The 9,301-nt window shown below is 52.3% G+C and carries 19 protein-coding genes; 18 read left to right on the top strand and 1 reads right to left on the bottom strand.

Annotation, left to right across the window (positions count from 1 at the left end; translation table 11 throughout):
- Nucleotides 1-999: AAA family ATPase (locus M0R47_RS20960; protein ID WP_292558306.1), on the top strand; the 999-nt coding region annotated here is incomplete at its 5' end.
- A gap of 20 nt (nt 1,000-1,019) precedes the next feature.
- Here M0R47_RS20960 and M0R47_RS20955 read toward each other — a convergent pair.
- Entirely contained in the window at nt 1,020-1,166 is a 147-nt protein-coding gene (locus M0R47_RS20955; protein WP_292558305.1) for a hypothetical protein, read from the bottom strand.
- 12 nt (nt 1,167-1,178) lie between these two features.
- On the opposite strand from M0R47_RS20955, the gene M0R47_RS20950 reads away from it, so the two are divergent.
- From M0R47_RS20950 to M0R47_RS20870, 17 genes are all read left to right on the top strand, one after another.
- The gene (locus tag M0R47_RS20950; RefSeq protein WP_292558304.1) at nt 1,179-1,499 is read left to right on the top strand and encodes a hypothetical protein; all 321 of its coding nucleotides are present in this window, start codon (nt 1,179-1,181) and stop codon (nt 1,497-1,499) included.
- Nucleotides 1,500-1,631: 132 nt separating this feature from the next.
- Nucleotides 1,632-2,252, top strand: coding sequence for a DUF3164 family protein (locus tag M0R47_RS20945; RefSeq protein WP_292558303.1), 621 nt, complete (start codon nt 1,632-1,634; stop codon nt 2,250-2,252).
- Between the two features lies 1 nt (nt 2,253).
- A complete protein-coding gene (locus tag M0R47_RS20940; RefSeq protein WP_292558302.1) occupies nt 2,254-2,934 on the top strand; it encodes a DUF2786 domain-containing protein in 681 nt (226 codons plus the stop codon).
- Nucleotides 2,931-3,344: a hypothetical protein gene (locus M0R47_RS20935; protein WP_292558301.1), complete on the top strand. Its 414-nt coding sequence runs from the start codon at nt 2,931-2,933 to the stop codon at nt 3,342-3,344. Before M0R47_RS20940 ends, M0R47_RS20935 begins: the two co-directional genes overlap by 4 nt.
- Nucleotides 3,344-3,904, top strand: a complete 561-nt coding sequence (locus M0R47_RS20930; RefSeq protein ID WP_292558300.1) for a hypothetical protein — start codon at nt 3,344-3,346, stop codon at nt 3,902-3,904. The genes M0R47_RS20935 and M0R47_RS20930 overlap by 1 nt, the downstream gene beginning before the upstream one ends.
- Nucleotides 3,901-4,383, top strand: coding sequence for a regulatory protein GemA (locus tag M0R47_RS20925; protein ID WP_292558299.1), 483 nt, complete (start codon nt 3,901-3,903; stop codon nt 4,381-4,383). The genes M0R47_RS20930 and M0R47_RS20925 overlap by 4 nt, the downstream gene beginning before the upstream one ends.
- Nucleotides 4,344-4,793, top strand: coding sequence for a Mor transcription activator family protein (locus tag M0R47_RS20920; RefSeq protein ID WP_292558298.1), 450 nt, complete (start codon nt 4,344-4,346; stop codon nt 4,791-4,793). The genes M0R47_RS20925 and M0R47_RS20920 overlap by 40 nt, the downstream gene beginning before the upstream one ends.
- Nucleotides 4,794-4,818: 25 nt before the next feature.
- Nucleotides 4,819-5,499, top strand: coding sequence for a hypothetical protein (locus M0R47_RS20915; protein WP_292558297.1), 681 nt, complete (start codon nt 4,819-4,821; stop codon nt 5,497-5,499).
- Nucleotides 5,500-5,665: 166 nt separating this feature from the next.
- Nucleotides 5,666-6,148, top strand: coding sequence for a lysozyme (locus M0R47_RS20910; RefSeq protein ID WP_292558296.1), 483 nt, complete (start codon nt 5,666-5,668; stop codon nt 6,146-6,148).
- Complete coding sequence (locus M0R47_RS20905; protein ID WP_292558295.1) at nt 6,149-6,352, top strand: hypothetical protein; 204 nt, start codon at nt 6,149-6,151, stop codon at nt 6,350-6,352.
- Nucleotides 6,352-6,621 carry a hypothetical protein gene (locus tag M0R47_RS20900; RefSeq protein ID WP_292558294.1) on the top strand — a complete coding sequence of 90 codons (270 nt, stop codon included), beginning with the start codon at nt 6,352-6,354 and terminating at the stop codon, nt 6,619-6,621. Before M0R47_RS20905 ends, M0R47_RS20900 begins: the two co-directional genes overlap by 1 nt.
- Complete coding sequence (locus M0R47_RS20895) at nt 6,618-6,995, top strand: hypothetical protein (protein WP_292558293.1); 378 nt, start codon at nt 6,618-6,620, stop codon at nt 6,993-6,995. The genes M0R47_RS20900 and M0R47_RS20895 overlap by 4 nt, the downstream gene beginning before the upstream one ends.
- 107 nt (nt 6,996-7,102) lie before the next feature.
- Nucleotides 7,103-7,330: a TraR/DksA C4-type zinc finger protein gene (locus M0R47_RS20890; protein WP_292558292.1), complete on the top strand. Its 228-nt coding sequence runs from the start codon at nt 7,103-7,105 to the stop codon at nt 7,328-7,330.
- A gap of 31 nt (nt 7,331-7,361) precedes the next feature.
- The gene (locus tag M0R47_RS20885; protein WP_292558291.1) at nt 7,362-7,703 is read left to right on the top strand and encodes a DUF2730 family protein; all 342 of its coding nucleotides are present in this window, start codon (nt 7,362-7,364) and stop codon (nt 7,701-7,703) included.
- Nucleotides 7,704-7,709: 6 nt separating this feature from the next.
- The gene (locus M0R47_RS20880) at nt 7,710-8,006 is read left to right on the top strand and encodes an ArsR family transcriptional regulator (protein WP_292558290.1); all 297 of its coding nucleotides are present in this window, start codon (nt 7,710-7,712) and stop codon (nt 8,004-8,006) included.
- The gene (locus M0R47_RS20875) at nt 8,006-8,560 is read left to right on the top strand and encodes a phage protein Gp27 family protein (RefSeq protein WP_292558289.1); all 555 of its coding nucleotides are present in this window, start codon (nt 8,006-8,008) and stop codon (nt 8,558-8,560) included. The genes M0R47_RS20880 and M0R47_RS20875 overlap by 1 nt, the downstream gene beginning before the upstream one ends.
- The coding region (locus M0R47_RS20870; protein ID WP_366513266.1) for a terminase family protein at nt 8,557-9,301 on the top strand (745 nt) is incomplete at its 3' end. The genes M0R47_RS20875 and M0R47_RS20870, both read left to right, overlap by 4 nt.

Here is a 9,301-nt window from a genome sequence, read left to right as displayed (position 1 = left end):
GCGCTGGTCGTCCGAGATATTGCCGTTGACGCGGCAATGTTTGAAGCGGTTGCAGGTTCTGAGCCTGCAACCTTTGTCACCCCTAACCAAGAAGGTATCGATATGTTACTACGTAAAACCGCGCTGTCACAAGCGGCCAGACAGCACTTTAATCTTTTCCGCGACCCGTTCGGTAATGATGTCAACGAGGCGGCGGATGTGTTTACCTCCCCCGACATACGACGGGTGCGGGAATATTTGTGGGCAACGGCCATGCACGGCGGTTTTATCGCGGTGATCGGCGAAAGTGGCTCAGGCAAATCGACCTTACGCCGCGATCTGCATGACCGCATAGCCCGCGAAGATGCGCCGATCATGGTCATCGAGCCGTATGTATTGGGCATGGAAGACAACGATGTGCGCGGTAAGACTTTAAAGGCCAGCGCGATTGCCGACAGCATCATCCTGACCCTGGCCCCGCAGGAAAAACCCCGTGTGTCGATGGAGGCCAAAAGCCGCCAGCTGCACCGCATCCTGAAAGACAGCCGCCGCGCCGGGTTTAACCACTGCCTGATTATCGAAGAGGCGCACGGGCTAAGCATTGCCACCCTCAAGCACTTGAAAAGGTTTTTCGAGCTGGAGGACGGCTTTAAAAAACTGTTGTCCATCGTGCTGATCGGTCAGACCGAGCTAAAAATCAAACTGTCTGAGCGCTCGCCTGAGGTGCGGGAAGTGGTGCAGCGCTGTGAGGTAGTCGAACTGCCACCGCTGGACGCGCAGCTTGACCAATACCTTAAATTCAAATTCGAGCGCGTTGGCAAGGGGATCGATGAGCTATTCGAAAAAGACGCACTGGATGGCGTCCGCGGTCGGCTGATCTTCGCCAAGGCCGGTAAAACCCGCGAGTCGGTCAGTTTGATGTACCCGTTGATGATCAACAACCTGGTCACGGCGGCGATGAATCAGGCGGCACAGCTGGGTTTTCCTAAAATCAGCAATGATTTAATCCTGGAGGCATAGATGGCCCGGTCAACGTTAATTCATGCGAAATTCAAAGTCCGGCCAGCGCTGTCGCTGCCGGTAAATAAACGGTTCTGCTGGAAATTAGGGCGGCGTTTTTTGGCGGTATTAACCCGCAAACGGCGCGGGAAATCCTTGATGGAAACCATTCTTGAACTTCGCAACATAAATGAGAATCCATGAAAAGCTACCAAATACAAACCCCGAAAACCGACGATGAAACGGTAGCTCGCATCACCCGTGTAGCGCATGAGTTGTACGCAAAGGGCCATGTCATCATCAGCGCCAGCCTGGGCGATCCGCTGACCATTACGGTAAAACCCGCAGCGGCAACGCGGCTGCTCAAATCGGTCTGCACCGGTCAGGGCGGCGCAGCGGGGCAGATGTACCGCTCCTATGCGGCGGATGTTGAGGGTGTCCAGGTGGTCTGGCATAAACCCATGCGTATGCCGAGCGTCATCGTCTGGCCGGGGCATAGAAGGCAGAAGAGATACCACTAATGCACGGCCTGATACTGCTGGCCGTGGTGTTGATAGTGATGCCGCTGATGATGCGGTTTTGGTAATTACGCGGGTTCCCAAGCTCCGGCTTGGGAACCCAACCTGCAATTTTTTAAACATGAGGACTAAATAATGTCGGAACCACATAACACAATACCCGCTGGCTACATGAAAAACGCCTTGGGCCACCTAATCCCGGTACAGCTGATCAGCGAGATCGATAAAATGCGCGATAACCTGGTGCGTGAAATTGTCGGCAAAGCCGACGAATTAGCGCAGCTGGAACAGGATTTTCATGACGATACTTTCGGCGAAATACAGGCCTTTACATCGCTGTCGGCGGAAACTTACAACGTCAAACTGGGCGGAATAAAGGGCAACATCACGCTGTCCAGCTTTGACGGCAGCCTACAGGTTAAATTGGCTAAATCCGACGTTATGGCCTTTAACGAAAATCTGGAAGCCGCACGGGTGCTGGTCGATGCCTGCATACAGCGCTGGGCGAAGGACAGTAATATCAACATTATCGCGCTGGTTAATCATGCGTTCCAGACCGACCAGGAAGGGAAGATTAATTTAGGCCGCATGTACACGCTAATGCGCTACGAAATTGACGACGCCGAATGGACGCTGGCTATGCAAGCGCTGCACGACTCTATACAGCCAGTTAATACCAAACAGTACCTGCGGATTTACCGGCGTAATGACAAGGGCAAAATGGAGCAGCTGGCGTTGGATATGCGGAGGGTTTGATATGACAGAACAAGACAAAATCCTCGGTAAAATCAAAAAATGCCTAAGACTTGCCGCAAGCAGCAACGCTAATGAGGCGGCAACGGCTATGAGACAGGCTCAGGCCCTGATGGCGGCGCATAACATAACCTTGACTGATGTACGGGCCGCCGAGGCCAATAGCCACAGTGCAAAGGCTAATGTCAAATTTAAGCCGACAAAATGGGAAACAATATTGGCACAAACTGCCGCGAAGGCGTTTAGCTGCAAGCTCATATTTTTCAGCGGCGTTGGAGAATGGCAGTTTATAGGTGTCGAAATTGCACCGGAGCTAGCCAGCTACGCGTTCGGCGTACTGCTACGACAGGCTAAGCGGGATCGTGCCGAATATATAAAAAATAACCTAAAACGCGTTAAAACCAAGGGCGCAGTAACAAAGCGCGCCGATGTATATTCGACAAACTGGGTTTGGGCAGCAGAGAGTAAAATTACTGCCATTGCACCTAGCTCATCGGCTAAAACTGCGATTGCTGCGTATATGGATAAGCATCACAGCAAAGCGGAAGATATGAAATCACGCGAAACCAAAGGCCGACAGTACGATAGCGATTCACATTCAGGATATTTGGCCGGATGCAACGCGAATCTGAATCGTGGCGTTGATGGCAGCACCGCAGCCGCTGGCTTGGAGCATCAATTATGAGCAACCCAAACACTATAGCCCGCCCTGAAATCGCTAAGCTGTTGGAAATCAGCGTTACCAAACTAATCAACATCATCCGCTATACGAATGCCAAGGTGCCGGAGCCGATCGGCATGAGCGGCCATCAACTGGTTTATGATCGCAAGATCACGCTGTCCTGGATAGCGACCAAGCCGCTTAAAAACATCACTTGGCAACAGCGCGCTAAAAAACCGTCTAAAGCCGAGCAGACCGCCGAGCTGGCCCGCACCTTCCTATCCGGCAATATCGGCGTATCAAAAGCGCAACGCAACCGCAACCAGCTGCGTAAACTGGCCGCCAAGCATACGTCACGACCGACTCAATCGGTACCGGTTGCCGGTTGCGATGACTATAACGGCACACGCAATGCGTGGGCGGGGCTGGTTTAATGCCCAACAACTGCACGGTGTCATGTCCGTACTGCGGCAAGGACGTTGACATTATCCAATCGCTGGAGCTGCAAGCAGGCAATGGCTGGGCGGCGCTGTTGTCGGAATTGCCGATTAGCCTGATCGGGGCGCTGTTTCGCTACCTGGAACTGTTCAAACCGCCGAAACAAGCCCTGCGCTGGTCTCGGCGGCTGGCATTGACTGAGGAGCTGATGCCGATGATCAGGTCTGGGCAGTTGGAGCGTGGCGGCATTGTTTATGCGATGCCCCGGCAGGCCTGGGAGGCGGAAATGATGAAGCTGGTCAGCAACAAACCCGCGTCGCTGGTGCTGCCGTTGAAATCTAACGGTTATCTGTTATCGATCATGGTTGGCCGGGTCGAGAAGAATCTGGCCGCTGCCGAATCACAGGTAATCGAGGAACAGCGCAACCGTGGTCACGTCGGCGCACAGGCTGGGTTACAGTCGGTCGGGGCGGTAGTCTCGAAAGCGGCGGAACCCAAACAAAAATCAACCCCGCCGCCAAACTGGCAGGGCAAGGCGAAAAAGGCGACATCATGAATAATCGAAATTACAAACCGCGTACTGAGGCCGATAACCGTAAAAACTATTATACTCTGCTGCAAGTTGGCAAAGATCAGCTGGGCTGGGATGATGAGTTCTATTACGGTATCTGGCTACCGATGCAGGGCGCTACCCTGAAAAACGGCAAATACTCGGCAACGACGATGTCTATCGGTCAGCTGTGCCAAGCCGTTGAGACCATGAAGAAAAAGGGTTTCAAGATAAAGCACAGTAAAGACGCATCTACCCGCGCGCTGGCTGGTGATGCTCAGTCCAAAAAAATCCGCGCATTGTGGCTGGAGATGCACAACCAGGGCATTGTGCGCGATCCGTCCGAGTCCAGTCTAGCCGCTTATGTCAAGCGCTTGACCGGCGTTGAGGCACTGCAATGGTTGGATACTAAGCAGGCCAGCGGTGTGATTGAGGCGCTGAAGAAATGGCAGCAACGCATCGCCAAAACTGCTGCGACGGCTTAAGTAAAGCTATGTACCAGTTACCCAGACACCTGCTGCCCGAAAAGTTGAAACAGATCGCCGACTACTGCGGCGATCAAACTGCGATGGATTTACTCCAGCATTACGGCGGCGGTCATCTGTGTGTGCCGCAACAGGTGGATGCTCTGCATCAGTTGAGTCAGGTGCTCGGCGTGGCGGCGGCCGCGGTGTTTTGTCAGAACTTCGCCGGTGAGGTCATCCAGATCCCCAAGGCTGCCAAGGCGTTTAGGGCGCTACGTAATACCGAGATCCGCCGGTTGCGCAAAGAGCGCGAGCCGCTGTTTAACGTAGCCCGTAAGTACGGCTTAACCGAGCGGCAGGTGCTGACTATCTGCAATGGCATGGATGAGGATTATGGGCAGGTGGATCTGTTTGATGTTGATGATATGTAAGACAAATGCCAACCAAGGGGAAATAATGAACCAACAAACATCTAAAATACTATTTCGAATATTAATCGCGTGGGTTATCACCTGTGCAGTATTAAGCGCTTATTTTCTGTACCAGGGTTATACCGAAAGGCAGCGACAAGCCGAACTTCAGGCTAATCTTGATCAGTTGGTCAAGGTGATTAATGGCGTCGAGCCCGCCAAGCCAAGACAGACAAGCGCAGAGACAGTTCAATCTGGCTCATTTGTAGGGGAAGTGGTCGGCTTTCTGATAGCGATAGTGCTGATAATAGCCTTCGTTGTCGTGTTTATTAAATTAAGCCACCGCAAGAATTCGCGTAATCCCGCACCAGCGCTCCATCCCAGAGCGCCTAAAACCGTCATGCAGGAATTAAACACCACTTTCTATTTACTCGCTGCAATTGCTATCTGGTACTTCTTGAGAGGGGGGAGTGAATCTCATACCACGAATTCTATACGGGCCACAAAAAAGAATACCACCAGTTTTATGCAGGATGTGGAAAACAAAGTGGCTATTGATGCAATACAGGAATATGAAATTGTTAAGCGTAACGGTTCAGCTACCGACATATGTGTTTATGCCTCTTTCGTAGCGGCCGCGTACTTACAAGCAAAAGATGAGACGAATTATCAGCGATGGAAAATCACTGAGAGTAATGATTGCCGAAAAGCCAGGGTTGGGTGGTAAATAAGGATATGCCGTTTATCGCCGGTTAGTCTCAATCGGGAGTTCAAGGCCAGCCTTGAACTCCATCCCTACACCAATAATTCTCTTCCGAAGCCCTTCGGATACCTGCTAAATCCCTAATCTCATACACTGGTCTGGACATTTATTTTTCCGGAACCGGTGTGCTATGCCTGCAAAACTCTACATCTCGCCTAATGGGCTAGCCATTCTCAAAGACATTGAGAAGTTCCGTGCTAAAACTTATCCAGACGCCGAAGGAAATCGGACTATCGGCTACGGCCATCTAATCAAATCTACTGAGCGGTTTTTACGCCCCATCACTCCGGCCGAAGGTGAAGCGCTATTAAAAGCCGACCTTGAAACCGCTGAGACCTACATCAATGCCACGATGGCTGGCAAAGGGTCGCTGAACGGCGGCTACCGTCTGACTCAAAACCAATACGATGCGCTGGTACTGCTGGTTTTCAATATCGGCGTGACTAATTTCAGGTCGTCGACGTTGCTGGGTTATTTGCAATTGGGCGATATGGACGAGGCCGCCGAACAGTTCCTGGTCTGGAATAAAATCACCGTCGATGGCAAAAAACAGGTCTGCAAGGGTCTTGTAAACCGACGCGCTACCGAACGCGCCTTATTCGAGGCGCGCTGAATGACTACGCAACAACGGTTAGCTAATCTCCAAGCCCTGCAAGACGCATGGTGGCGGCAGGCGCATAGCGTTATGACGGGCGATCTTAATTATCAAGAGGGCAAGCTGAGCGAGATCCACGAAGAAATTCATGCGCTGCAATTCGATCTGTTGCTGCATACGCCCTGCCACCAATTAACCCCCTATCTGAGGATGTTCTGGTAATGATGACATTTATTTTGTCCCTATGCCGCGCCCTTCGCGCCGGTGAGTCTCTTGCTGATCCTGCAATCTGGAAACAACGACAGCTCCGGTTAAATGCGCTACTGCCTATCATTTATTTACTGGCTCACTATCTACCGATCGATTTATCGGCCGACGATGTTGATGCTGTCGCGACCGGTATCGGCATGATCGGCGGGGCAATGGTCAATCTTTATTTAACGGTAGCCACAACCGTCAAGATCGGCTTTGGCTCGCGGGGTAAGTCATGACGTATTTTATTGGTATCGGCCTGATTGTATTGTTGGCTGTCATCATTGTGGCACTGGGCTACCGTGGCAAGGCTCGGGCCGAGCAGCACCACGCAGAAATGCAACAGCAGCGCGCCGAGGCTGCCGAGATTATCAACACTAGCCGCCAGCAGCTGGATACAGCATTGGCAATGCTTCAAGAAACCCACCGCGAGGAAACCCTTCATGATAACGACCCGAAACATTTGGCTGAGCGCTCTGATTTTGATAATGACTGGTCTGGGGATGCAGGGCTGCACGACGCCGGAACCGGTGAAGATCATGCAACAAGCGCTGCCGCTCCCGGCTCGACCGGTTCTACCGTCCATTTCGTCAACCGACCTGACCTCGGTTAGTGATGATGTTTACGAACGACTGGCAACCCGCAACCGGCTGCTACGGCAATATGCCGAACAGCTGGAAGTCATTATTAAATCAACGCATCAGATAAGGGATTCTCCGGATGACTGATCCTATAGACCGCGCTAATGACACGGCGCAATTTTCAAACGAGCTGGCTCTTCAGCAGCATCTGATCGATCACGCGTTGCCTGCTCAACAGATTGTAGACGGTGTGGTTGAGTGTATCGATTGCGATGATGCAATTCCGGCAGACCGGCTGGCCGCATTGCCGAAGTGTGTACGCTGCATCAGCTGCCAGACGATGCATGAGATAAGGGAAAGACAATGACAATAAAGCCACGGGCTCAGGAGTTATAAATATGGGCGCAGGATATGAATTAGCAAAATTTTGGTTTGATGTGATCCAGACGCTGCTGATTGCCGCAGTAGGCATTATGAGTTGGCTGAACAACCGCCAACGCATCACCAGCGCGACGATTACCAATCTGGAAAACAGTATCGATGATCGGCTGGATGGGCAATTAGAGCGGCTGACGCGACTGGAACAGGACGTAAAACACGCGCCTGATCATAATGATTTTAAGCGGGTGCATCAGCGGCTGGATATGCTAAACGGCGAAATCAAAGAGATGAAAGGCGAATTTCATGCTATTCGAAATACGCTGAATACGATCCATCAACATCTAATGAATAACAAGTAGGTTGCCATGAGCAGTTACCCTGATCTGATTATCGCCCACCGGCGCCTGGCTATTTTAAGCCTGTTGAATGCCGCGAATGCCTACACGTTGCATGAGGTTGATTTAAAAAAGGCTTTGTCCAGTCGCGGCCAAGCAGCATCTACTGATCTGTTGCGAGCCGATCTGCAATGGCTGCATGAGCAAGGCCTGGTGCTGGCCAAGCAGCCGGACGGTATTTGGCTGGCTACGCTGACAGCCAGGGGCGGCGATGTTCAGCAAGGTTTATCAACCGTGCCGGGCGTAGCGCGGCCGGAGCCTATTTAATGGCTCCTCGTCCGGCTATTGCATTACTGCCCGATGCGGTGGTGGCGCAGCTGAATGCCCGGCTGGTCGATCAGGCGTTTAGCGATTATGAGGGTTTGACAGCTTGGCTTCAGGAGCAAGGCTATCAAATCAGCAAAACCGCAGTGTGGCGGCACGGCTCGAATTTACAGGCTGCGATGGAAAAGTCGCTGTCCCGCGCCCGTGAGCGAATGGAGATTGCCAAGGCGCTACGCGGCGCATCGGATGACGAGAAAGCGGCGCTGATGGAGGCTAATGAAATGGTCGCTATGGACCAGATCATGGATATGTTTGAGGAAGTCAGCGGGCTGGAAATCGGCGAAAGAATGGCGGCAATACCGAAGCTGGTGCGGGCTATTGCGGATTTAAACCGGTCGGCGATTGGCAGCGCTAAGTGGAAGCGAGAGTTTGAGGCGGAGATACGCAAGCGCTCACGGGAAGAAGCAGCGGAAGAACTGGCGACCGAACTTAAAAACGACGGCATCAGCGTTGAGCTGGAAGCCTCGATTAAACGCATTTTGACGGGCAGACAATGATGCCCGAAAGTCAGGAGCTGCAAACCGGTGATTATTTCCCGGATGACGAACCGGTTCTACTGGGCTATCAGGCTCGCTGGTTTGAGGATGAATCAGAGGTCAAGATCGCCGAAAAATCCCGCCGTACCGGTTTGACCTGGGCGGAAGCGGCTTGCAATGTCATCACGGCATCAAAACCGAAAAAACGCGGAGGGCGTAATGTCTATTATGTGGGTAGTCGTCAGGAGATGGCGCTTGAATATATTGCCGCGTGTGCTTTATTTGCTAAGGCCTTTAACCAGTTGGCCGGTAGTGTCGATGAATCGATATTCAAGGATGAAGACGGCAGCAAAGAAATCCTTACTTATACGATCCGCTTTCCCAATTCCGGCTTCAAGATTACGGCCCTTTCCTCGAGACCATCCAACTTACGCGGCATGCAGGGTGATGTGGTCATTGATGAGGCTGCGTTTCACGATTCGCTACACGGGCTATTGAAGGCTGCGATGGCGTTGACGATGTGGGGCGCACGGGTGCGGATTATCAGCACCCATAACGGCGTTGACAATGAGTACAACCAATATGTTGAGGACGCTCGCGCAGGCCGGAAACCCTATAGCGTCCACCGCATTACCCTGGATGATGCGCTTGAGGATGGCGTATTTAAACGCATTTGCTACGTTACCGGCCAGATATGGAGCCCTGAGGCTGAACTCGCCTGGCGTACTAAAACTATTGCCAATGCGCCCAGCAAGGAAGCGG

It is taken from the genome of Methylobacter sp., from assembly GCF_023227905.1.
Classification (GTDB): domain Bacteria; phylum Pseudomonadota; class Gammaproteobacteria; order Methylococcales; family Methylomonadaceae; genus Methylobacter_A.
Note: the sequence above shows the minus strand (reverse complement) of the source record. Positions and strands in the feature narration are given on the sequence as shown.

Bases quoted from the DNA above. Each gene is read 5' to 3' on its own strand.
- M0R47_RS20955 (WP_292558305.1), bottom strand. From the start codon at position 1,166: ATGTTGCGAAGTTCAAGAATGGTTTCCATCAAGGATTTCCCGCGCCGT.
- M0R47_RS20950 (WP_292558304.1), top strand. From the start codon at position 1,179: ATGAAAAGCTACCAAATACAAACCCCGAAAACCGACGATGAAACGGTA.
- M0R47_RS20945 (WP_292558303.1), top strand. From the start codon at position 1,632: ATGTCGGAACCACATAACACAATACCCGCTGGCTACATGAAAAACGCC.
- M0R47_RS20940 (WP_292558302.1), top strand. From the start codon at position 2,254: ATGACAGAACAAGACAAAATCCTCGGTAAAATCAAAAAATGCCTAAGA.
- M0R47_RS20935 (WP_292558301.1), top strand. From the start codon at position 2,931: ATGAGCAACCCAAACACTATAGCCCGCCCTGAAATCGCTAAGCTGTTG.
- M0R47_RS20930 (WP_292558300.1), top strand. From the start codon at position 3,344: ATGCCCAACAACTGCACGGTGTCATGTCCGTACTGCGGCAAGGACGTT.
- M0R47_RS20925 (WP_292558299.1), top strand. From the start codon at position 3,901: ATGAATAATCGAAATTACAAACCGCGTACTGAGGCCGATAACCGTAAA.
- M0R47_RS20920 (WP_292558298.1), top strand. From the start codon at position 4,344: ATGGCAGCAACGCATCGCCAAAACTGCTGCGACGGCTTAAGTAAAGCT.
- M0R47_RS20915 (WP_292558297.1), top strand. From the start codon at position 4,819: ATGAACCAACAAACATCTAAAATACTATTTCGAATATTAATCGCGTGG.
- M0R47_RS20910 (WP_292558296.1), top strand. From the start codon at position 5,666: ATGCCTGCAAAACTCTACATCTCGCCTAATGGGCTAGCCATTCTCAAA.
- M0R47_RS20905 (WP_292558295.1), top strand. From the start codon at position 6,149: ATGACTACGCAACAACGGTTAGCTAATCTCCAAGCCCTGCAAGACGCA.
- M0R47_RS20900 (WP_292558294.1), top strand. From the start codon at position 6,352: ATGATGACATTTATTTTGTCCCTATGCCGCGCCCTTCGCGCCGGTGAG.
- M0R47_RS20895 (WP_292558293.1), top strand. From the start codon at position 6,618: ATGACGTATTTTATTGGTATCGGCCTGATTGTATTGTTGGCTGTCATC.
- M0R47_RS20890 (WP_292558292.1), top strand. From the start codon at position 7,103: ATGACTGATCCTATAGACCGCGCTAATGACACGGCGCAATTTTCAAAC.
- M0R47_RS20885 (WP_292558291.1), top strand. From the start codon at position 7,362: ATGGGCGCAGGATATGAATTAGCAAAATTTTGGTTTGATGTGATCCAG.
- M0R47_RS20880 (WP_292558290.1), top strand. From the start codon at position 7,710: ATGAGCAGTTACCCTGATCTGATTATCGCCCACCGGCGCCTGGCTATT.
- M0R47_RS20875 (WP_292558289.1), top strand. From the start codon at position 8,006: ATGGCTCCTCGTCCGGCTATTGCATTACTGCCCGATGCGGTGGTGGCG.